The 22,630-nt window shown below is 45.1% G+C and carries 27 protein-coding genes; 7 read left to right on the top strand and 20 right to left on the bottom strand.

Annotated elements, in window-relative coordinates; genetic code table 11:
• Positions 1-151 precede the first annotated feature (151 nt).
• Entirely contained in the window at positions 152-583 is a 432-nt protein-coding gene (locus tag BUA75_RS13745; RefSeq protein ID WP_072875170.1) for a hypothetical protein, read from the top strand.
• A 180-nt stretch (positions 584-763) separates the two neighbouring features.
• Here the strand turns inward: BUA75_RS13745 and BUA75_RS13740 are convergent, their stop codons facing one another.
• The 3 genes from BUA75_RS13740 to BUA75_RS13730 form a co-directional block, all read right to left on the bottom strand.
• Positions 764-1,420, bottom strand: a complete 657-nt coding sequence (locus tag BUA75_RS13740; RefSeq protein WP_242650340.1) for an SdpI family protein — start codon at positions 1,418-1,420, stop codon at positions 764-766.
• Positions 1,401-1,691, bottom strand: a complete 291-nt coding sequence (locus BUA75_RS13735) for an autorepressor SdpR family transcription factor (RefSeq protein ID WP_129583668.1) — start codon at positions 1,689-1,691, stop codon at positions 1,401-1,403. The genes BUA75_RS13740 and BUA75_RS13735 overlap by 20 nt, the downstream gene beginning before the upstream one ends.
• 254 nt (positions 1,692-1,945) lie before the next feature.
• Positions 1,946-2,248 (bottom strand): carboxymuconolactone decarboxylase family protein, encoded by a 303-nt coding sequence (locus tag BUA75_RS13730; RefSeq protein ID WP_423219879.1) that lies wholly within the window; start codon positions 2,246-2,248, stop codon positions 1,946-1,948.
• A 914-nt stretch (positions 2,249-3,162) separates the two neighbouring features.
• On the opposite strand from BUA75_RS13730, the gene BUA75_RS13725 reads away from it, so the two are divergent.
• The 3 genes from BUA75_RS13725 to BUA75_RS16170 all read left to right on the top strand — a co-directional run bounded on the left by BUA75_RS13725 (position 3,163) and on the right by BUA75_RS16170 (position 4,405).
• A complete protein-coding gene (locus tag BUA75_RS13725) occupies positions 3,163-3,396 on the top strand; it encodes a helix-turn-helix transcriptional regulator (protein WP_072875168.1) in 234 nt (77 codons plus the stop codon).
• A complete protein-coding gene (locus BUA75_RS13720; RefSeq protein WP_058095753.1) occupies positions 3,389-3,676 on the top strand; it encodes a hypothetical protein in 288 nt (95 codons plus the stop codon). The genes BUA75_RS13725 and BUA75_RS13720 overlap by 8 nt, the downstream gene beginning before the upstream one ends.
• A 483-nt stretch (positions 3,677-4,159) precedes the next feature.
• Complete coding sequence (locus BUA75_RS16170) at positions 4,160-4,405, top strand: hypothetical protein (RefSeq protein WP_072875167.1); 246 nt, start codon at positions 4,160-4,162, stop codon at positions 4,403-4,405.
• A gap of 230 nt (positions 4,406-4,635) precedes the next feature.
• Here BUA75_RS16170 and glmS read toward each other — a convergent pair whose 3' ends face one another.
• From glmS to BUA75_RS13680, 7 genes are all read right to left on the bottom strand, one after another.
• Complete coding sequence (gene glmS, locus BUA75_RS13710) at positions 4,636-6,465, bottom strand: glutamine--fructose-6-phosphate transaminase (isomerizing) (RefSeq protein ID WP_072875166.1); 1,830 nt, start codon at positions 6,463-6,465, stop codon at positions 4,636-4,638.
• Positions 6,466-6,781: 316 nt separating this feature from the next.
• Positions 6,782-8,122, bottom strand: a complete 1,341-nt coding sequence (glmM, locus tag BUA75_RS13705; protein ID WP_072875165.1) for a phosphoglucosamine mutase — start codon at positions 8,120-8,122, stop codon at positions 6,782-6,784.
• A 57-nt stretch (positions 8,123-8,179) separates the two neighbouring features.
• On the bottom strand, positions 8,180-9,385 hold the full coding sequence (locus BUA75_RS13700; RefSeq protein WP_072875164.1) for a CdaR family protein: 1,206 nt from the start codon (positions 9,383-9,385) through the stop codon (positions 8,180-8,182).
• Between the two features lie 12 nt (positions 9,386-9,397).
• On the bottom strand, positions 9,398-10,216 hold the full coding sequence (cdaA, locus tag BUA75_RS13695) for a diadenylate cyclase CdaA (RefSeq protein WP_072875163.1): 819 nt from the start codon (positions 10,214-10,216) through the stop codon (positions 9,398-9,400).
• Between the two features lie 20 nt (positions 10,217-10,236).
• Positions 10,237-11,007 (bottom strand): SGNH/GDSL hydrolase family protein, encoded by a 771-nt coding sequence (locus tag BUA75_RS13690; RefSeq protein WP_072875162.1) that lies wholly within the window; start codon positions 11,005-11,007, stop codon positions 10,237-10,239.
• A gap of 52 nt (positions 11,008-11,059) precedes the next feature.
• Positions 11,060-11,956, bottom strand: coding sequence for an arginase (rocF, locus tag BUA75_RS13685; protein WP_072875161.1), 897 nt, complete (start codon positions 11,954-11,956; stop codon positions 11,060-11,062).
• 19 nt (positions 11,957-11,975) lie between these two features.
• Positions 11,976-12,650, bottom strand: coding sequence for a stage II sporulation protein M (locus tag BUA75_RS13680; RefSeq protein WP_072875160.1), 675 nt, complete (start codon positions 12,648-12,650; stop codon positions 11,976-11,978).
• Between the two features lie 208 nt (positions 12,651-12,858).
• On the opposite strand from BUA75_RS13680, the gene pdaB reads away from it, so the two are divergent.
• Together pdaB and gerD are read left to right on the top strand one after the other, a co-directional pair.
• Entirely contained in the window at positions 12,859-13,557 is a 699-nt protein-coding gene (pdaB, locus tag BUA75_RS13675; protein ID WP_083574372.1) for a polysaccharide deacetylase family sporulation protein PdaB, read from the top strand.
• 135 nt (positions 13,558-13,692) lie between these two features.
• On the top strand, positions 13,693-14,382 hold the full coding sequence (gene gerD / locus BUA75_RS13670) for a spore germination lipoprotein GerD (RefSeq protein WP_129583667.1): 690 nt from the start codon (positions 13,693-13,695) through the stop codon (positions 14,380-14,382).
• 131 nt (positions 14,383-14,513) lie between these two features.
• Here gerD and salA read toward each other — a convergent pair whose 3' ends face one another.
• The 7 genes from salA to BUA75_RS16445 form a co-directional block, all read right to left on the bottom strand.
• Positions 14,514-15,602, bottom strand: a complete 1,089-nt coding sequence (salA, locus tag BUA75_RS13665) for an iron-sulfur carrier protein/transcriptional regulator SalA (protein WP_072875157.1) — start codon at positions 15,600-15,602, stop codon at positions 14,514-14,516.
• Positions 15,603-15,711: 109 nt separating this feature from the next.
• Entirely contained in the window at positions 15,712-16,134 is a 423-nt protein-coding gene (locus tag BUA75_RS13660; RefSeq protein WP_129583666.1) for a hypothetical protein, read from the bottom strand.
• Entirely contained in the window at positions 16,127-16,828 is a 702-nt protein-coding gene (locus BUA75_RS13655; protein ID WP_207549771.1) for an N-acetylmuramoyl-L-alanine amidase, read from the bottom strand. Before BUA75_RS13655 ends, BUA75_RS13660 begins: the two co-directional genes overlap by 8 nt.
• A 449-nt stretch (positions 16,829-17,277) precedes the next feature.
• On the bottom strand, positions 17,278-17,424 hold the full coding sequence (locus BUA75_RS16605; RefSeq protein ID WP_129583665.1) for a transposase: 147 nt from the start codon (positions 17,422-17,424) through the stop codon (positions 17,278-17,280).
• Positions 17,425-18,015 carry a transposase gene (locus tag BUA75_RS15555; RefSeq protein ID WP_129583664.1) on the bottom strand — a complete coding sequence of 197 codons (591 nt, stop codon included), beginning with the start codon at positions 18,013-18,015 and terminating at the stop codon, positions 17,425-17,427.
• A 991-nt stretch (positions 18,016-19,006) separates the two neighbouring features.
• Positions 19,007-19,741 (bottom strand): hypothetical protein, encoded by a 735-nt coding sequence (locus tag BUA75_RS13640; protein ID WP_072875153.1) that lies wholly within the window; start codon positions 19,739-19,741, stop codon positions 19,007-19,009.
• A 95-nt stretch (positions 19,742-19,836) separates the two neighbouring features.
• Positions 19,837-19,962, bottom strand: coding sequence for a hypothetical protein (locus BUA75_RS16445; RefSeq protein ID WP_278247886.1), 126 nt, complete (start codon positions 19,960-19,962; stop codon positions 19,837-19,839).
• Positions 19,963-20,031: 69 nt separating this feature from the next.
• Here BUA75_RS16445 and BUA75_RS13635 point away from each other — a divergent pair, with 69 nt between their 5' ends.
• Positions 20,032-21,192: a tetratricopeptide repeat protein gene (locus tag BUA75_RS13635; RefSeq protein ID WP_083574368.1), complete on the top strand. Its 1,161-nt coding sequence runs from the start codon at positions 20,032-20,034 to the stop codon at positions 21,190-21,192.
• On the opposite strand, the gene BUA75_RS13630 is transcribed toward BUA75_RS13635, so the two are convergent.
• The 3 genes from BUA75_RS13630 to BUA75_RS13620 all read right to left on the bottom strand — a co-directional run.
• Entirely contained in the window at positions 21,189-21,671 is a 483-nt protein-coding gene (locus BUA75_RS13630; protein WP_072875151.1) for a permease prefix domain 1-containing protein, read from the bottom strand. The two genes, BUA75_RS13635 and BUA75_RS13630, sit on opposite strands and share 4 nt — an antisense overlap.
• Positions 21,664-22,011 carry a PadR family transcriptional regulator gene (locus tag BUA75_RS13625; RefSeq protein WP_072875150.1) on the bottom strand — a complete coding sequence of 116 codons (348 nt, stop codon included), beginning with the start codon at positions 22,009-22,011 and terminating at the stop codon, positions 21,664-21,666. The genes BUA75_RS13630 and BUA75_RS13625 overlap by 8 nt, the downstream gene beginning before the upstream one ends.
• A 366-nt stretch (positions 22,012-22,377) precedes the next feature.
• Positions 22,378-22,630: ATP-binding protein (locus BUA75_RS13620; protein WP_165612033.1), on the bottom strand; the 253-nt coding region annotated here is incomplete at its 5' end.

The raw sequence follows: 22,630 nt of genomic DNA, 5'->3' as shown, positions 1-22,630 counted from the left end.
CTGTTATCCATCTATGCACATCTTATTTATGGATAATTCATATTTGTCGGACATATAGAGAAAGTTACCCAATATTTTCTTCTGTGATCTTGAGACAATTCTGCCCTCGGTTACGTCTAAGTGTATAGCAGGAAACAAAGGGGTGAGTAACATGAACGATAAACGTTTGCGCTGGTGGGATATTTCAGGACAGTCCGAGTCGGGTACGACATTTATCTATATTGTTGAGGCGACATCACGGAAAAAGGTCATTCGTCGATTCGGGGGAACTAAACAATGCAAGGACTTTGATGGAACCACCGTTTCTGTTACATTCCCGCGTGACCAGGGACAAATCCGAGTCCATGCTAACGACTGGTTCCCTGGAACCCTGACACATCTCTATGTTCCTGATACGAGGACGATTGTCGAAGTCATTCGAGCACCTCGATACATATGCGAGTGCGGTCAGGTGCATATATCCGATATGCCGTATCCCTCAATGTGGTGTTCGTGCGGAAAGAAGGCTTATCCGATTAAGGACGCAAGTCAAAATCCGAGGGATGCGGTGCAACGGGTGGAGTTAATGATACAGACTATGTGAATGGTATAGGCGATGACCTTGTTGAATCAGTCATTGCAGGAACGAAAGTACCGCATAGAATGGATGTTGGGAGAGGAAATTCAAAAACAATGGATGGAGTGGGCGTAGACTCCAACTGTATGGTATAAATGCCCCTTGGGGGTTCCAAGAGGTACTGTCATAAACAAACATCTCTCCCTGCTATAGTGATTCATTACGGGCATAGATATAAGACGCAATCACTGTAACTAATGCCCAAATTACAATTGGTGACAAAAGTCCCCACTTAATCATCGATGTAGGAAGAATCCACGCTAAGACAACGATAATAATCCCTATCGGAACACCTAAATTTCCTGCTAAGCGATGTGTTTTTCTCCAAGATTCTTCACTGGAGAGACTCCATGGAGTACGGATGCCAACCACCCAATTCGATTGAAGGCGAGGCAACACATTCGCCAACAAGAGCAAAATGACCCCAATCACTGTTGGCAAAATTCTTGCTGATGCCCATTCACTTTGTAGTGCATACGTTAACACCCAGAATTGTACTGCTCCCAAACAAAGAACCACGATACCACCTACAGTTCGATATGTTGACCAAAAGCTCGCGTAGTTCTTTCTCTTTGGGTCAATTCTCCAGACAAATTGCCAAAGGATCATGATAGCTAACATGATTAAAGGTACGGTAATGATCCCCTCCAACCGAGAACTGAAGGAGTTGGGCTGTCCGTTTGCGTTGAAATGTGTCGCTATTTGATTAGGTAAGTGACGGTAGACTAAAACTCCGAAAATAGCTATAAGTAACCATACTATCCATCCCCACCAAGGGATAGCGTTACTCTTCATCTTGTTCATTTGAACTTCCACCCCCAAATTTATCAAGGAGCCAGCTTAACCATCCTTGTATGACGCTTGTATTCAGACGATAGACCACATACGTTCCTTCACGTTGATCTACAACCAAATCCGCATTTTTGAGTACGTTCAAATGACGACTGACGGTTGGCTGAGAATGCTTAAAGTGGCTTGCAATTTCACCAGCCGTCATAGGTCGTTCCTTCAGTAGCTCGATGATTTTCCTGCGGGTTGGGTCTGACATGGCTTTAAATACTTTATCGTTTATCATGTCTTTATTATATAGCTAAATTGCTAAATGCACAATAGAACACACCGCATTAAGTTCACCTTTGATGGCGAGATAGCGCAGGGCTAATGAGATTTAACTGTCAACATACTCAGCGAGTTTGTATCGATTTACTCATCGCCGATTTATAGACCCCGTTTTCTGTGCATCAGCCGTATCCAGACGCATCCTTTAGCTTCGGATATGTGGAAATCCCGCTATCCCTTGTAACCTTCACGCCTTTAGACGTTCCTGTCCTAACCCCTGCTCTCGAACACCCTTTTTGCAAGCGTCATGGCATTCATTACTCTTGGAAAGCCCACATACGGAATGCAGTGCAAGATTGCCTCAATGATCTCGGTCTGCGTCAGTCCCACATTCAATCCTGTGTTGATGTGTACTGACAGTTCTGGCTCACAATCTCCTTGCGTGGTAAGGCACGCTATCGTGAGCAATTGCCGCTGTTTTAAGTCGAGTCCTGGACGGCTATAGATGTCTCCATAGGCAAACTCGATGATATACTTCCCCAAATCGGGAGCGATGTCCTGGAAAGAGGCAATTGTGCGTTCTCCCCAGAGAAGGTCTGGTACTGTGTCTGGGAAAAGTAGGGATCTTGAGCGAGAAATTCGAAACCGCGTGTGCATAGGGAGCACAGGGAGTATTTATTATACGTCGGAGACTTGGGTTGTGCCGCTACTTCCGTCTCGGTGAGTATCATCTTCAGCCACCAGACTACTGGTTTCCAGACGATAAGTCATGGTGTGTAGCGACAGACGTAGATTTGTATTGGACTTATGTCGGTGGTTCTGAGTCCTGTGTCAATGCGATCTTAAACAACCCTGAACTGGAATCAGTTCCAGCCAATTGAGTCACGGACTCACTGTTGACTCCGATTCCGTTAATATTCTTTCTGATGAAGAGAAGTCGAAATGGGGAGTGTTATAGCCTCCTTCATTCAGGTGGACCAGTACATTCAATGGTGTCATTGATTGAGGGCAAGCTAACACAGTGGTCGTCGGGAAACGCATCATCGAAATCTTTGATACCGCCATTGGTCACTCACTTCGTCTCAGGTATCTGTCCCAAAGCGGTACTCTCAATCGGATTCCTCCCCGCTGGCATCCATAGGTTGTCTAACGGCTTCTCGACCTATTTGAGAAAAGGGAACAGACTCGCGAAGAAACTATCCTCTGCCTGTTAGATCTGCAGACCGTGACCCAGCGGTACACACTTTCATCGGATGACCCGCACTTCCTGTTTTCCGCGAGTTAAAAATACACAAAACGCCGTGTTCTTACATTCGGTATTATTTTATGTGGCTTTCTGGACAAGTGTTCTATCGTTAACGCCCCGTATAAAACAACAAGGCTACGAAGCACTTTTCAGCGATCATTTGCACTTTCGGTTATTTTAGATGTAATATATTCTTGACATTATGTAAAAATAATATTACTATGCGTGTGGAGCGATAAGAGTGATGCGTAAAGGAAACCTAACGAATCGATTGACCGTACTTCGTGCAGAAAAACGTTGGTCTCAAAAAGAGGTTGCAGATCGTCTTGGAATCAGTCGACAGACGGTCATCTCGATTGAAGCCAACAGGTACAGTCCATCACTAATTCTCGCCTTTCAAATAGCTCAATTATTTGACAAAGACATAAACGAGGTATTTCAGTATTCACCAGAGAGGGATGGTTTCAGTGATTAAGTGGCTGGCTATCGTGACCGCGGTTCTTTATCTTGTATCCCACTATTATTCAAGACGCTTTATGTTGCAAGAGGGTCATGACGAAAGGGGTAAACTGATTCTCTACAAATCGCGTTCGAAAGCCTTTCCGTTCATTTTGGCAGGATGGGCAACTCTGTATTTCATCAACGTGTATCACCACCTGACTTATCCACAATTTCAAAATGCCGTTGTTCTTGTAGTCACTGGAGTCTACTTAATTCAATTCATCTACCTGCTCATTTATCGGCGTCAATACTGACTCTAAGTTCATGGCGAGTTGAGGGATCTTACACATTCCAGCCCGTTACTGTGACAAACACAACACACAGATGTGAACATGTATTGGATACGCATGCACGCACGCCCCTTGACCCTATCCCCAACTTCAATCCACCTTAGACTTTTTCAAATCAACATTGCTCGTCCCTACTATGTAGTCGTAAAACTAAATCCTTCCCTCGCCATCTCCCGCATCCACCCCGTCAAATCCCTTGCCACGCCTGGCTTTTCTCGACTTTTCCACAACACAACCCAATTTCTACCGTCAAATGAATTCCTTCCGTAGATCACGCCTTTCCTCACCCGTTTTTCTCCTTAATTTTTCCAGATTCATCGATTTTGCGTAAAATGAAGTTGTTCGCTGACGCGTGGGGAAAAGAAGGGCTTGAGGGTACAGGGAGGACAGATTTGGTCAATTATTTTTTTCGCATTTTTGATCGGGAATGGTCGATGAATCCTTGATATGTCAGGCTTTTTCGCGTCTGGTCTCTTTCAAAATTTTGCTCTGAGTTTCTTCCGCCCGTCGCCTTCAGGCATCAAAAAGAAAGGGCGAATCCAGGATTTTGACCCGAATTCACCCGTGCTCTACGGAACAACCATTTTTACTCAGGGAACAACTTATTTTGCTGGGGAAGAACTTCATTTTGCGAACACACCCCCGCTTGTCGCTCCCGCTCCACAAAAAGAACGGGCGAATCCAGGCTTTTGACCCGAATCCACCCGTGCTGTAGGGAACAACTTATTTTACTCAGGGAAGAACTTATTTTACTGGGGAAGAAATTCGTTTTGCGAAGATATAAAAAAGACGGGCGAATTCAGGCTTTTGACCCGAACCCACCCGTACTGTAGGGAACAACTTATTTTACTCAGGGAAGAACTTATTTTACTGGGGAAGGATTTGATTTTTCGAAGATAACAAACCCTTTTCTACATCCCAACTTACTCAACTGTAACTGATTTTGCCAAATTGCGCGGTTTATCAACGTCATTACCACGCGCAACAGCAGCATAGTAAGCCAACAATTGCAATGGAATTACCGTCAACACTGGGGAGAGTTCGGCACACTGTTGAGGCAGATAAATCACTTCGTCTACCGAATGTGCCAAATCTTGATTCCCTACCCAAGTAATACCAAGTACAAAAGCTCCTCGCGCTTTCACTTCCTTAATATTACTGAGCGTTTTCTCATATAAGTGAGGTTGGGTTGCAATGGCTATGACCGGCACTCCATCGGTGATGAGAGCCAAAGTACCATGCTTCAATTCGCCAGCCGCATAGGCTTCCGCATGGATATATGAAATCTCCTTCAATTTCAAAGAGCCTTCCAAGGCAACCGAGAAATCCAGGCCCCTACCAATAAAGAATGTATCTTCCGCATGGACCCAATCAGCAGCAAATTTCTCCAATTGCGGCGCTGTATCCAGAACCTGCTCAGCCAACTGGGGAAGATTGGCCAGTTGCGTTACCCAATCATGCGCATCATCGCTGCTCATCAACCCTTTGACTTGTGCAAAGTAAATCGACAGCAAACAGAGCGCAATCAGTTGCGTCGTGTACGCTTTTGTAGACGCAACCGCAATTTCAGGACCAGCCCAAGTAATCAGAACATCGTCCGCTTCCCGAGCAACTGAACTGCCAACCACATTAGTAATCGCTAATACTCGCAAACCTTTCTTTTTGCAATCCCGCAGCGCCGCCAACGTATCGGCAGTCTCCCCAGATTGCGAGATGACAATCACGAGCGTATTGGACGTGTGCAGTACATCTCGATACCGATATTCACTAGCAATATCTACTTCTACCGGAATACGCGTCATCTTTTCCAACATGGACTTTCCTACCAAGCCAGCGTGCCATGATGTGCCGCAAGCTACAATATGGATACGGTCGATCTCGTTGATTTCTTGAGTCGACAGCTTCAATTCAGGAAGTTTCACTTGTCCTGCCGTCTCATCAAGGCGTCCCGTCAAAGTATCACGAATTGCCTTTGGCTGTTCGTGAATTTCCTTCATCATAAAATGATCGTAACCGCCGCGTTCTGCCGATACAGCATCCCAGGTTACTTTATAAACCTCTTTTTCAACCGGATCGCCATCCAGAGTGAAACATTCCACGCCATCCCGCCGAATCATCGCCATCTCTCCATCATCAAGAACGTAGATATCGCGAGTATATTCAAGGACAGCCGGAATATCGGAGGCAACAAAATTCTCTCCGTCACCAAGACCCACAATCAATGGACTGGATTTACGCATAGCAATAAACTCGTCCGGATGATCTTTGCATATCACTACAAGCGAATAGGCTCCACGAATGCGTTGCCCCACAGCTACCATGGTCTTGAGCAAATCGCCATTGTACATCTCTTCAATGAGATGAGCTACCACTTCTGTATCCGTCTCGGAACTGAATTGATGGCCTGCCGCCAGCAATTCTTCTCGTAAAGGCAAATAATTTTCGACAATCCCATTATGCACAATAGCAAACCTGCCACTGCAATCCTGGTGGGGATGAGAATTTTCATCCGATGGTTTGCCATGCGTTGCCCAGCGGGTATGGCCAATGGCCAAATGTCCATTCAAGGTGTTGCTGGCTAACTTGTCTTCCAAATTGCTCAGCCTGCCAACGGATTTTAAAACTTTCACGCGCTGATCTTCAAGAATGGCTATGCCAGCCGAATCGTAACCCCGGTATTCCAATTTGCGCAAACCGTTGACAACAACATCCAATACTGGCTTGGCTCCAATGTAACCTACAATTCCGCACATAAGCTTCGATTGTTCCTCCTCGTTAGCTTGCTCGTCCTTGTGCTCGCAGTCACCTGCCAGTTTTCGGACTTCACTTGCGGCGCAGCTTAGCACCGGGAGGCATCCGCCGAAACTTTCGCCAACCTCCACCGCGTCAACTGTCCTCTTAGAAGAGGCAGCCCAGGCGCTATCATCTTCGTCGTGTCAAAGATTCACGGCGATAGACCAGACTATGAGTACTTCAACATTTTTGACTCTCACATCACCCCCTTTAAAAGATATAGACATACGATAACCGTTCCTGGCAAAGCCACTCTTGTTAGACAGACAAATGTCTTTACAGGCCGATCTCGCTACGAATGACACCCGCGATTCTCTGAACACAATTTTCTAGTTCCCGTTCATCTGGCCCCTCCGCCATGACACGCACAATCGGTTCTGTTCCCGATTCACGAACCAACAGACGCCCGTCTTCTCCAAGCCTCTCTTCTTCCACTTTCATCACTTGCTGAATAGCCGCGTTGGTCCTCCACGCCGTTTTATCCGTCACGCGAATGTTTTCTAAAAGTTGCGGGTATCGCTGCATAACTTTACGCAGTTCGGCCAACGTCTGACCGCTTTCTACCATCACGTCAACCAATTGCAAAGCTGTCAGCATACCGTCTCCTGTTGTTGTGTGATTAAGAAAGATAATGTGCCCTGATTGCTCACCACCGAGTACAGCTTGACACTCGCGCATACGTTCCATCACATAGCGATCGCCAACAGCTGTACGTTCTACATGTATACCCGATTCTTTCATCGCTTTTAAAAAGCCAAGATTGCTCATAACCGTTGCCACAATCGTATCGTCGCGCAATTCACCGCGTTTTTTCATTGCCAATCCACAAATCGCCAGGATATAGTCACCATCTACAAGTTGTCCCGTATGGTCAACAGCGATTAGACGGTCAGCGTCACCATCAAAAGTTAATCCCAAATCGGCACGCTCCTGAAGAACCATACGCTGTACAACATGCGGATGAGTCGAGCCGCATCCGACATTAATATTGACACCATCAGGTTGACTGTGAATGACCGTTAAGCGCGCACCTAAACGTTCAAAAAGTGCAGGGGCAAGAAAGGAAGCTGCACCATTGGCACAGTCCATGACAATGTGCAGACCTTTAAAACGATGGCGTACCGTTTCGGAGAGAAAATCCAAATACCGCCCCGTGGCTGGTTCATCGTAAAGCCGCCCCACCTGAGCCCCTACAGGACGCGGTAGATCATCTTGCCCCTGTTCCATTAAGCGCTCGATTTCCAACTCAATATGGTCGAGAAGTTTAAAACCGTCACCGCCAAAAAATTTAATTCCATTATCTTCAACAGGATTGTGCGAAGCCGAAATCATCACACCCGCATCGGCTCGCAGATGGCGTGTTAAGTAGGCCACACCTGGGGTAGGAATCACACCCAGACGCAGTACATCAACGCCCATCGACAATATACCGCTGATTAACGCAGCTTCCAGCATATCTCCAGAAATCCGCGTATCTTTACCAACGACAAAGCGCGAGCCCGGACGTCTGGATGTCAGTGTATAGGCTGCCGCTCTCCCTAATTGAAATACGAGTTCCGGTGTCAACTCCCGATTGGCCACACCTCTTACACCATCTGTGCCAAACCATTTCCCCATCCATAGACCGCCCCTTTCAAAGACTCAATCATTTTGCCACAAGAACAAGCCAGTGATCTACCCTTCTCTCACGTTGATGGTAACGTCTGTTTGCGAGAGACTCGCCACACTCACATATCGAGGCACACTGACCTGTATAGGCACTTGTTGCACGCCAGGATGGAGATTTTGCGCATTGATAAATACGCCAATATCAGATGACTGTAAATTTTGCAATAGAGAAACAGGTCCATAAAGCTGTAAGGAAACCGCTGGATTACCAGTGAATATAATTTGTTCATTCGTCGCCGCGTTTTCAATCGTGATCGGCAAATTTTGAAAACTCTTAGTGGATGCTGGTTCAATCTGCACGCTGACCTCGACTTGTTGAGGCTGGATAGACTGCACTCCGCTGGGGATTGGAATGTCTACTTTACTCGAAGTGTTACTATCCAACTGATTGACATTTACAGGTACTGGCAAGGATGAAATAGGTTTGTTGGATCCGTTGGGCCATGTGTAAACATTGACTTCTGAAGGCTGTAGGGTAATGCCAGCCACAGCATAGCCTGCTGCAGGAGTTCCATCAATCGCCGGCTGAAGAGTAACATGTTCTTGTAGACCCGCTAGCGCCAAAGAAACTTTTGCGCTGTCTGGTTCTACGACAACCCCCTGCACAGCTTGTCCTTCCTGATTCACAGCCACCAAGGGAACCGTATTTGTCCATAAGCCATCCGTATTGTTGGTAACGTTTACCTTGGCTACTACACCAGCAACTTGCTGTAAGTCCCGTGCTTTACCGCTAACGGTTGCCTCTTTCGGAGCAACAGAGATTTTAGCGATTTTGGCTTGGTTATTTGCCAAACTCACTTGTATAGGAAACGTGGCTGTCATTTTATTGGCTAAGTTAACAGCTACTGAAGTCGGATCAACACTGTAAGACTGAACATTGGGCATTCCTTGCAATTGAACATGCAAAACATGTTGACCTGGTGAAAGTCCAATAGCGTTGACCGTTGCTTCGACACCCTGCATTTCGGAGGAGAGCTGAACAGCGTTTATTGCACTCACAGTCACCGTTAACTTGACTGTGCTAGGCTTCACTGAAGTTACCAACATACTCTTGTTCAATTCCACATGGATAGGTCTTTCAAAGGTCTCTACAACACTGGCCGCACCTGTTGGTGTTGCAGGAGCATGCACAATCACCCAGAGAATGCAGGCTATAATAAAAGCCAGCACCTTCAGGACATTGTTGTTTTGGAGAAATTTGTCCATATTCATTCTCCATACCTCCTACGAACCCTTACGAACCCGAAGTAAAGACGGAATTTTTCGTTTCTGTCGGACAATTAATAAATCCCTCAGTAACTGGCGAAGCGTATTTTCATTCAGAAAACGAACCAAATTACCGTCCACCCCAACAGAGATACCGCCAGTTTCTTCTGAAACCACAACAGAAACAGCGTCCGATTGTTCCGTTATTCCAATGGCTGCTCGGTGTCGAGTCCCTAACTGCTTGTCCAATTCACGATTCTCTGTGAGTGGCAAAAAGCATCCTGCCGCAATGATTTGCTCTCCACGCACAATCACCGCCCCATCATGCAAAGGCGTATTAGGCACGAAGAGATTTAATAATAACGCATGAGAAATCTGTGCATTCATCCATGTGCCTGTCTCCACATATTCACCGAGACCTGTTTTACGCTCCAAAACAATCAACGCTCCCGTCCTTGTTTTGGAAAGTTGGCTGGCGGCTAAAGCAATTTCATCAATCGCTCTGGCCATCCCTTCGGAAGCTTGATGATTGGACAGGGAGAAAAAACCACCGCGGCCCAGTTGATCAAGAGTACGTCGCAGTTCTGGCTGAAAGACAACCGGAATAGCAAAAAAGCCTACCGTAATAATTTTATTTAACAACCAGCTGAGCGCTTGTAAATGCAAGGCACTGGAGAGCGCTGTAGCAATGAGAATGACGAGTATACCTTTTAACAACTGAACCGCACGCGTTCCACGTACAATCAAGAGGAGTCGATAGAGTACAAAAGTTACAATGGCAATATCCAGGACATTTAGCAAGCTGAAATTGCGCAACACGGTCAACCATGCGCCCATGAGAAATCTTCACCTGCCCATCATCTTGCCAGTTTTTTGCCCGATCCCGCTTTTTTCCTTTGTGTTTTCTCTATCCGGATATTCAATGAATGCGTTGACTTTTGAGTTGACAACAACCGCCGTCCTTGCTTCTTTTGTCGTTTGGAAGCGGAAAGCGAACGCGATGGGCTGATTGCTTTTAACCAAGTCTCAGCAATCCAGCGATGTCCGTCATCGTTAGGATGAATAGGATTCCCCCGCAAGCGCACATCTTGCAACACACCTCTTCGATAGCCTTCAATGGCCAGCGATTCACGACCATGCAATGAACGATACATATCGACCAACTTGACACCTTCTTGCCTTGCAACGCCAGCGATAGCATCATTGAGTAAGTGAATGGCTTCTTCCGCCAAATGCGAATTGGGAAACGGATTATACAAATTTGCAACATAGATTTGCATTTTGGGTCGACGTATATGTTGAATCATACTGGATAAGTTAGCCCGCAGCCGCTCAGCAACACGCCGCAACGGAGCAAAATCTCCAGAAAGTACAAATGGCATCGCACGTATGGCGTCGTTCCCGCCAATCCAAAGCGTTACATAGCGCGTTTCATCCCAAATCACTTCAGGCGTGCGAAGAATGGATTTTAACAGTTGCTTCGAAGTCCATCCTGGACGTGCCAAAATAAACAGATTCGGTTGAATGGGCGAAAAACCTTTTCGATGAATCAAGGACACAAAATTATGATTAGGATTTGTCGCCGAATACCCATAGGTAATTGAATCCCCAAGCGCTGCATAGAGCAATGGAGTCTCCGCCTTCCTGGTGGAAGGCGGTATGCGAACAGAATGGACGCCGTTACATCACCGTCTTACCGAACAAAGATTCTACCAACTCGACAGCCATATTCCCCGTTTGGTTGTGAATGTCCAGAATAGGATTAACTTCAACGACATCCACCGAACGAATCTTCCCAGAATCAGCTAGAATTTCCATGGCAAGATGTCCTTCCCGATAAGTGACACCCCCATTTACCGGTGTACCTACTCCTGGGGCGAATGTTGGGTCGAGCGAATCCAAATCGAGTGAGAGATGAATTCCTTCCGTTTGGTTGGAAGCAATGCGAATGGCTTCTTCCATTACTGCTGCCATACCCATACGATCAATCTCTGCCATCGTATAAGCGCGAATGCCAGTTTGGCGAATCAGTTTGGCCTCATCCTCATCAATGGAGCGAATCCCCACCAGGACCACATTTTCTGGTTTAACCTTGGGAGCGAAACCACCAAGATGTATTAATTCAGGATGACCAAGACCAAGATTGACGGCGAGTGGCATTCCATGAATATTTCCAGAAGGTGTTGTTTCTGGAGTATTCATGTCTCCGTGCGCGTCAAACCAAATGACCCCAAAAGGGCGTCGACTGGCAGCAATTCCAGCCATACTGCCAATGGAAATACTGTGATCGCCACCTAAAATAATCGGAATGGCGTCCTCCTCCATAACACGGCTGACTTCACGATATAAATTTTCGCATACCGCCTTCACTTCATCAAAGTATTTCAGCTTCTCATCCTTTACGGTATGCATCTCAGGTGTAGGCACCACAATATTACCTAAATCTTCCACATCATGACCAAGACGCGCCAGTTTTTCCGACAAACCTGCATAACGTATAGCGCTTGGCCCCATATCGACACCTCTTCGCCCTTGTCCGAAGTCGGATGGTGCTCCAATAATTCTTAATTTAGCCATTTTATACTTCCCCTCCTGATTACCCATGTGAGACATGTAGCGAGCCTATGCCAACTTGAATTAAATGGGGGGTTACGGTCGACTCAATGACCGCTGCAATGAGCAGCAACCCTACCATGAAAGGAAAAGCTCGCAAATTATAGCGTATCACTATCCTCCAAACGCTCTCTTTACGAATTTCTGGGGACACTGGATGGTTGACAACCGAATCATTTCGGAATGCGTTTAAAAGCGAAGTTAACAACGTCCACCCATTGAGCAACCCTACTGCTGACGCCCAAAATACAGCAGTCAATTCAAAAATCCCATGTGGAGCCAAACCATAGAGAATCAATTTCCCTGCAGGTATGCCCAATTGAGCATCTGCATGCAAGAGATAACCAATGACCATACCGTTTAACCACATGTTCCAAGCAGGAAAAAGTCCGAAAACAACACCTAAAAGCATAGTCATAGCAATACTAAATGTATTGTGCAAAAAAATATACAGAAAAAAACGAAACCAACTATGCCCTTCTAATGATTGTACAGATTGCTTCATCTGATGCAAAACGGGCTGAGCCAAATGACTCGCCAAACTAGGTTGATAAAATCCGAACAACGCTCCAAGCAGCAAAAATAAAAGTGAAGCTAAAAAAAGTGTACGAATCCCCTGAGGTCGCTGCCCTATTGCCGCTAAACCCTTTTCTCTCACGCAGATTTCCTCCTTCATACAATTTCAATTCAGCGAATTTCTTAACACTGCATAGCAGGCAAGAAAGAGGCGCACACTTCGCGTTAGGCAGATTTCCGAAACTGGAAGTCGATTGCTGAAAATCCATAAAGAATAGCCCGTAGAGAACTTTGTATAAGGAGTGAAACGCGTGTTTAAAAAATCATTTCGCCTTTTGACAAGTATAGGTATGGCTGTACTTTTGTCAGCTGGACTGATTGGCGCCAAGCCGCAAACGGTCATGGCTGCCAGCAAACCGCCAAATGCCATTTATAAAGTGGATACCGACAAGAAAGTGGTTGCGCTGACGTTTGATATTTCTTGGGGAAACAAAGTCCCCGAACCGGTTCTTGACATTTTACAAAAAGAGGGTGTCAAAAAAGCAACCTTTTTCTTAAGTGGTCCTTGGACCTTACGTCATCCCAAAATCGCCAAGAGAATACAAAATATGGGATTTGAAATTGGTAATCACGGCAACTTACACAAAGACTTTTCTAATTATCCTAACAGTTGGATACGTGAACAAGTTGCACTCTCTGAAAAAGCAATCCAACAAGTCACAGGAGTAAAAACCAAACTCATTCGTACACCAAATGGAGATTTTAATCCTAGAGTATTGAAAACTTTACATGATATGGGCTATACCGTAATCCAATGGAATACAGATTCATTGGATTGGAAAAACCCAGGTGAACAAGCCATTGTGAAACGCGTAGTTTCTCGCGCTGTGCCCGGAGACATCATTCTGATGCACGCCAGCGACTCATCCAAACAGATTACAGTAGCTTTACCGCAAATTATTCATCAATTACGAGCCAAAGGTTATCAATTTGTAACCGTTTCTGAATTGCTCAGCAATGCAAAAGTTTCCACCAAGGTTGAATCTTAAAAATTGCAGGGTCCATCAAAATGGCGGCGCTTGCCTATCACATCTTACCTTAACCTGTGAAGTCCTGCCAAACCGCATAATGTCTTGGTCTCCTAGACATACTGAGGACAACAAGCAAGAGAACGGGGGATGCCTGTGAGCAAGCGTGCAACAGCCATAGCTCTGATGATGGCTACCGCAGTCGTAGCCGGTTGTGGCGCAGGCGCCATGGGTGCTGACAATTCGTCTTCTGCCTCGGCAGCTAGCGGCGGACAAGACTATGGCGCTACCAAACAAATGGTTCTTGATATTCTACATTCTCCCGAGGGCAAATCTGCTCTTTACGATATACTAAAAGACCCAACTTTCAAGCAACAATTGGCTGTCTCCGATGCTGACGTCAGTAAAGCATTAACAGCTAGCTTGCAATCAGAAAAATTTCAGCATCTACTCTCTGAACAGATGAAAGATCCAACTTTTGCATCCGATTTAGCCAAGGCCTCTCAACCTGAAATGTTGTCTACCATGAAACAACTTTTACGCGATCCTGATGCGCAAAAAGATTTGTTAGTACTGCTTAAATCAAAAAGTTTTAGCACCTTTTTAGAAGAGCAATTTCAATCTCCAGAAGGTCGCAAGGATATTATGAATGTCATGATGCAAGCCATGGACAACCCAACGTTTCGCATGAAGTTCCAAGATGCCCTGAAAAAAGCTGTCTCAGACAGTATGAAGAGCCCAGGTGGCAGTGGGAATTCATCACAGCAACAATCGAGTGGTGGCTCTGCTGAAGGTGAAAGTGGTTCCGGTGGTGAAGAAGGCAATCAAGAATCGGGCAGCAGCTAAATTTGTATGGACATAAACGTCAGAGAGCTGATTTAATCCACTCCATTGAAGAGAGGTTGGTCAGCTCTCTAAGTTTTTATACAAATGTTGCAGATGAAATCAAACTAAGTCCTGACAATCCTTGTAGAGTATTAGATTTGAACCTGTTCTTGTTCCTGCAAATGGAGACGACGCGCTACTCTTTCTGCCAAGAGCGCATATTCCTGGCCCTGAGATGAATTTTTGCCGAAAAACGCTTTTTGTCCAGATTGCAAAATAGCCATAGGAATTTGGGCAATCACTTCCGTTTGAAGAGCTGCCGCAACCTTGGCTCCGCCGCCTTCGCCAAAAATTGGATAGCGTTCACCGCAACCAGGACATTCAAAATATGCCATATTCTCTACTACGCCAACAATTTCATGATGGGTACGAACACCCATAATCCCTGCGCGTACGGCTACTTCAGCCGCTTCCAACTGGGGTGTAGTTACAATAATTTCCTTGCATTGCGGCAGTAATGTATGCACATCAAGAGCCATATCTCCCGTTCCAGGCGGCAAATCAAGCAATACAATGTCTAATTTTCCCCAATGAACTTGTGAGAAAAAAGTACGCAACATTTTGCCCAGCATGGGTCCACGCCAGACAACCGGGCTGTTATCTGGAACAAAATAGTGCATGGAAATTAATTTGATACCTTCTACCTCTACTGGCAGAATCATTTCATCAATGACAGTTGGTTTTTTATCGACGGCGTTAAATATGGCTGGCAGACTAAACCCATAAATGTCTGCATCTACTACACCTACTCGATATCCCATTTCCGCAAGAGCACGTGCCAAATTAGCGGTAACTGATGATTTACCTACACCGCCTTTGCCTGATGCAATCGCCAGAAAGACAACCCCAGAGTTTTCAGACAACAGCTCAGAGAGTGGTTGTCCAGTATTCTGTTGTGGACCGCGAACTTTCTCTGCAAACCGTTTTCTCTCTTCATCCGTCATATGACCTATTTTTACGTCTACCGTTTTAATTCCCGGAACTTCCCCCAATGCGCGTCGAACGTCCTCCTCAATGACAGTGTGTAAGGGACAACCGCGAATGGTCAATACGATTTCTAGTGAAACATGCGAACCGCGAATATCAATATTTCGTACCATATCCAAATCCACGATGCTGCGATGAACCTCTGGATCTTCTACTTTGCGGAGCGCATCGAGCACCTGATCTTGATTTACCAAATCAATTCCCTCCCAAAACTAACGAATCAAACAATTCAAAGAGAAAAGGCCATAGACCCTATACTACTTTTATATAACTTCGCTTTTGTTAGTTTAGCACAGATATCGCTCAAGAGACATTCACATTTTCATATTGTTCTAGACCATTCTCCATCCACATAATCGTAAATATTTGACTGTTTTTCATATGAGAAAGTACAGGAGCCGAGAAGTAAACAGCTTTTCCTGGTTGAAAATCAAATGGAGCTAAATTTTGAGGGGCAAACGTGATTTTAGAACCTGGAAGGGCAGAAATAGATATGGGCTGACTGAGAATCGGCAATTGGTCTCCGTTCCATGACTCTATGACCAAATGAAGGAGTTTTTCCGCAGATTCATTTTTTAAAACATATACCGGTTGCCCAAACCATGCATGGGAGGTGCGTGTAATTTCCAGTTTGGGCAAATTTGTAGAATTTGTTCGCACCACTCGTTCACTAGCATGAATCACTCGATGCCAAGCGAAGACGGCAAAACTTATGATGCTACCCATGCAGAGTAGAAAAACTAACAGTCGAACGTTGGGATGACGTCGATTCTGAATTAAAATAGCGCATCAGTCCTTCATAAAGCGAGTAAGCAATGATTTTCTGATAGCGTGGCTGTTTCAGCAAACGCAATTCTTCTGGATGGGTGATAAATCCAACCTCAACCAGAACAGCTGGACCATCTAGTCTTTTTAAAAGATATAAGCTTTGATTCGCTTTTATATCCCTTTGAGTTGGCAAAAGGTGTTCGCGAATGGCATTCATCATAATTTCAGCCAACTCCTTACTTTTTTCATCACCTTGTTTATAAAGCACATGAGCTCCTCTCCAAACTGGAGAAGGATCCGCATTACAATGAATGGAAACAAACGCGTCATAGTGAACACTCTTGGCACGTAACAAACGTCCCCTTAAATCTCCACGATGCCGGTGTTTATTCGCTCTATCTTCTTGAGTCGCCAAATCCATATCTTGATTACGCGTCATGACAACGGAAATACCGATTTGTTGCAAATCATCACGCAAATACTCGGCTATTTTCAAATTGATATCTTTCTCCATATCTCCCTGCTGAGAACGCGCACCGCTGTCTACGCCTCCATGTCCTGCATCAATTACTATACATTTACGCACCATATCAGCTTGTAATGTCGTTGCGGCCTGTACACAAGGAGAAGCTAAAAACAATGGAACCCACATTACGAAAAAACAGCATGCTAACTTTTTAAACTGCATGGATCGCACTCACTTTCTTTATAAGCATCTTTGCTTTTGTAGAATGACCCATTTTTCTTCTCAACATGCCATAAAACTTTTTTAACGACAAAAAAGAGAGCCTCTGGCTCTCAGGCTGTCGAGAAAGTCTCGACAGCCTGAGCCATTTACTGGCTTCATTGTTAGAAAAGCATGACCTATGCAGTTGCTCTCAATAATTGGGCATTGGTAGGTTCAAACCACCTCAATTCTAGCGTTGTTGGCCAAAATTTACGGATGAGTCTTGCAAAACATTCCGCGGTTGTGTCAAGATCGATGGCAATCGAGTCTTGCTCATTTTGTCGAGCGGCTTGACGGGTACGACAGCGGATGCAGATTAGATTGCGGATCACTTGGCCGTGAGTGCAATCTCCTTCTCCCGCTGTATTTTGTTGCTAGGTTATGTACCGGACAAGCGTTTCAGCCGTGAAGAGCATCGTCATGTGAGCGTGAATATAATTTTCTTTTGGTGAATGGCAATTGAGCATGCCGAGTTCTTGCTTTGCGGTACGGAACAAGACTTCAATTCGCCAACGCTTCAACTATGCTCCCATCACTTCAGTTGGTGCATCGTAACGGTTGCTAATGAGAAGGTAGGCTCCTTTGTACTCTACGACTATCTCGTCAGTCTCTACAGGTTCATTCGGGTTCACCAGTTTGCCAGGCTCCGTGGCTGCTTCATTTTCTTGTGGTTTCATGCGTTTGCCGACTACTGCGGCGATTCTGGTGTATTTCATTTTTGTGCATGGTTTAACCCATCGATTCACTGAAGCCTTTGGCATTTTCATGTAAATATCTTCAAAAGCGACGGAGGAGACATCCACGTTGGTTTGTGCCATAAGCATCGGATAGACATCCCGAATGAGATCCTTCGGACGGAGCGGCACAAAGCGTTCACATCCAGTTCCGGGTTCAATCATCCGGCGGAATAACTGCGTGTTGCGTTTGACCTTGGTCATCCAGTCAAAGTTCGCTGATTCACACTGAAGCAGAAAGGGATTGCTAAAGTACCAGCGGTCCATGACCACCCATAGGCGACACTTGACCTGTTTTCGGACGGTATGGAGCACCTGCCATGCCAGGTCAAGTTTCGATTGCTTATTATCCGCATCGTTTTCGGACTTCGTCCATATGGCGTAGGACCAAGGTTATTCAACTCCGTTATGTCGGATGGCGTGCAACGCCACAATGTTCATCGCCCATGTGTAGACTTTGGTTAAACTGTCGTAGAGCCAGTAGAGAAACGGGATTGCCTTGGCATATGGATGTGGTGCATGTGTATCGTCTAGTGCAAGGACATCTCCTTCTACGAGGGCCGTGTCTGGGTCATTCTGAAGACGGGCTGTACGTTTCCGGTTGAACGTCTTCCACTGCGAAAACCCAGTCAGGAAGCGAATCAGAGCAGACTGTGTGTATAGCGCGGTTTAAATTTGCAGCAAAACCCGGCGGCGTTTTGCTGCATTTTTGACTTGCGGAAAACAGACTGTGTAATCTACTGAATGCCGGTCATACGCTGGAGCAAGTCATCTGCATTGAAGAATGAAGCAAGTGCATTAACCGATGGGCAACGATTAATAAGTCCAACGACGTACACAAAGGCGAGAACCCAAGTGGCAACGCCTCGGATTTTAAATATGCCTGACTGAGACAAAAGTAACGAAAGGTCAAACCTGTCCCAAAATGTACGCAGAACAGGGGCTCCACCGACATTGCTAAACGACGAAAGTTCCTTGAATTGTGGCTTACATAAGTCCGTCATGCTTCACACCCGAATCACTGAGAGATAGGCATTTAGATGCCTCCTCGGCGATTGCTGAGGCGTTTCGGAAAAGTCAAGTGTTTTTTAGTGCTTTCATAGAATTTTCATCGCATTTCTTTCCGTAACCGAATTCATACAGCAACTGCATAACTCATGAAGACTTGATCTTCGTCGGGCTGATGGTGGATACCCCGGAGACTGAGGAAGACCATGCCCTTGGCGTAACAGGCAGCAACAGAACATATGAACAAGATTGTAGAGCGTCTACGACAACGAGCAAAACAAGACGGAAAAACCACCGGATGACGTTGAGAAAAGGGACAAAGTACAAGATGCTGTACCTTTATATATGCAGATAAAATTGATTAGCCGGTGTAATTTTGAATCCAGGCTTGCGAACCGTCAAAGTTGTCAGCCTGATTCACGTGAACAGTTCCGTATTGAGCAGACAGTCCCTTATAAATACCAATACCGTAGCTGAAAGTGGCATACTGGTAAACCGTATTGTTTCCGATATACACTTCATCGGACTCAAGGTATGTTTGTACGGTTGGGTCGTAGTTGTAGTTCACAATCGCCTCTGACGCATCTATTGTCTGAATGAAGTTGTTGGATGTGTAGAAGACCACATTCTCGTAATACTGAGTGATCGGGATAGATAATATCGACAACGTGAAGTAATTGGAGTCTCTAAACGTCCCGGTTACTGGAGAGCCACCGCCACCACCGCTGACAACCGTATTCGGAGAAATGGCCGTGTTGGGAGTTGACTGATTACTAACTTTGGTGGATACTAATTGAACACCGGAAACACTTTTGCCGCTTAAAGCATTTTGAATAGCTGTTTTGTTAGACAACAGGTTTAGAAACTTGGTCTTTTGGCTGTTGCTGAGAGCCTCAAACCGAGTCAGAGTATTTTTGGCCTGTGGAGTGTTCAATTGAGAGAGGTAGCTTTCGTATTGCGACAAAGACATTGCATTTGCATTGGATGTATTCGTATTGGTAGTTGCAGCAAATGCTTCAACAGAAAATAAGAGAAACGAAGTTACGAGCATTGCTACCGTTGAACCGAAAGCAACCATTGTCTTGAACTTATTCATTTTTTCAACTCCTTCTGTTTTGTGAAATACAGCGTTTTCGATGAAAAATGCGTAAATATAGGGAACGCCCGAAAATCTGCATTTGAAAATTCGTGCTATAATTGATGCACGCCTACGTGAACAACATCCACGCCCGGTCCTGGTATTTCTTTGGGTAAAATAACTCCGAAACCCTCTAATACAAACAACACCAACAATGCAGCCCAAATACGTTTATTCACAGCATCACTCCTTTCACTAAAACCACAGTAAAAGAGAAACTATTACTCTCGCACGAGAAACTTTGAAGGGTGAGAAGATTGATAGGGAGACGAATCCGGAGAATTCGCTTAAATAGGGGATTGACGCAACAACAATTGGTTGAAGGGATTTATGAAAGGTCGTACTTGAGTTTAATAGAGCGCGGAAAGATTGTTCCATCGGCAGAAGCATTGAATCTTTTCGCCCAACGACTTCATGTAGACAGTTCTGAACTGACTTTGGTAGATGAAAAAGCCATTAACAGTGCAAGAGGACTATTTCAAATCGGAGTTATAATGCATGATGCTTCGATGCTGGAAAGCGCATGGAAAACCTTTAATAAATTCGATGCATCAGACGACATGATAAAAACCGTACAAGAGTGGGCAAAAATTTCGTCGAGCCGTGAAGTCTTACAGGCGTTGAGATCAACAATCAAAATCGCTGAAATGGAAAATATAGAACTGAATAAGGTGTACCAACTCCGGGTTTTGTTTGGAAACTGTTACTTCAACTTGGGGAGGTATCAGGAAGCGGTATGGACGTACAAGGACATTCTGAATGATTGTCCGCCTCTGCACCTTATTCCAAGGGTTCAAATCAACCTGGGCAGCGCATTGATGGAGCTTGAAGAGTATTCAGAAGCTATCGAGGTATTTCTGTCTGGAATAAAACATTGCAAGGAAGACCACCGCAAATTGCGGGCCTATCTTGGCCTAGGACGGTGCTACCGATATTTGAACTATCGGGAGCAGGCGATGGAATGCTTTGGGATTGTGGAAAAGCAGTCTTTCAATGTAGACGAAAAATTGCATATGTTCGCAAAGCACGCAATTGCTGTTCTGATGTTGGATTCTTTTCAATTCAAAGAAGCAATGGTGCTATTGTATCAAGTTTGGGGGTTTTACAAAGCTGGAAACATGAAACAGCACGAAGCGGAGCTGATCGAAGAATTTGTCAGACTCCACTTTTATCAGAAGGAATACGAAGACGCCCTGCGTTGGTGTGACTATGCTTTCAGGTTGGTTCCAGACAGCAACAGTCATATCGGCGGGCGGTTCTTGATTTGGAAAAGTCGGATATATCGAAGCATAGGTGAAATTGAAAGTGCAGAAAATGCAGCCTACGCAGCTAAGATTGTGCTAAAAGATCGATACCAAAAAGCAATACTCTACATTGACCCTGCCTTGGAACAAGTTCACGGTGATTAGTTCGAGTAGAAGCTAATCGTTCCGATGATCTCCAATAATTGAATCACAATCCCAACGATACTGATGACTAATGCAATTGACGACATCCTTACAGAACCGGGCGTTGCCTTCCGATTTTTTGCGTTCCTTCTCGAAATCAAAAAGCCTATGACACCGAAGATTAAGCCAAGCAACGGAACCACAATCGACAAAGCCGACAAGATCAGTGCAACAATCCCGTTGTTTCGAGCCGGGGCCGGGGACTCTGAATCATCACCAGGAGGATGATACAAATTATTAAGTCCTTTCCGCAGGCTATCCTCATCACCAAACCGCTCAATGGCTACACGGATACTGTCCTTTTCGGAATATCCTTGTTGTTGTAAAGTTTTAGAGGCCTCAATCAAGTGATTACGCATTTCCTCCTTCAATTCCGCCACTTCCGGGCTGTCCTCTAAATCACTGTAAATGGAGTCAACGTACATATCGATCTCACGCATCGTGGTCATCGCCTTCCTTCAGAAAGGTATCTAAAAGGGACTTTACCAATCGCCACTCCTTAACCTTGTCATCATACAACTTCTTTCCAGAATCCAAAATATAGTAGTACTTTCTTCTCGCCCCTCCACCTTCGTTACCACCCCAATAAGACTCAATGAACCCGTTAGCTTGAAGTCTTTTGAGAGACAAGTACATCGTACCTTCCTTTAGTTCAAAGTTTCCGCCGGTTCTTTCCCAGACAGCGTTGGCTAACTGATACCCGTACATCTCTCCTTCATTCAGAAGAGACAAGATGATCGTGTCGATGTAGCCTTTAAGAACCTGTGTATTGATCTCCAAATCAAATCACCTCGATTCCACACACGAAGTATATAACTATATACATAACAATGCAATGTATATATGTTTATGAAGTCAAGACAAAAGAGGTGGTTCTTAGGATACCACCGATGTTGCTGTATAGAGCCAGCGCGATTATCCAACCATACTCGCCTGTTAATCAACCCGATTTTGCTGCAATGCATTCCTGCTTGCATATTCTGATGAAAGTTGGCTCTCCCGCAAATTAGTTGATCCCTCATTGGGTGACAGTTTACCCTGGAATACTTCAACATCACATGTCGATTCACGAAATTTTCTATTTCATGTCAAGAGCAATTGAAAATTCCCCAAAAACATCAATCGAAAACTCCCCAGTTTCATCAACTAAGCGTCCGTAGATAGATTCGCTGGCGGGATCAATTGATCACCGTTTGAAGAGTCTATCTTGAAGAATCCAGCTTTCTTTTTTTCCCGTATCCGATAACTCTCACCCTTAATATTTACGGTACTGGAGTGATGCAAAAGACGGTCGAGAATTGCGGTTGCTAGCACGGTGTCACCAAAAATTTCTCCCCAAGCCCCATATGACTTGTTAGAGGTGAGAATAATCGCTCCCTTCTCATAACGCTCTGAGACA

It is taken from the genome of Alicyclobacillus tolerans, assembly GCF_900142255.1.
In the GTDB taxonomy this organism is placed as follows: Bacteria; Bacillota; Bacilli; order Alicyclobacillales; family Alicyclobacillaceae; genus Alicyclobacillus_I; species Alicyclobacillus_I tolerans.
This window is presented reverse-complemented; position numbering and strand designations above follow the sequence as displayed.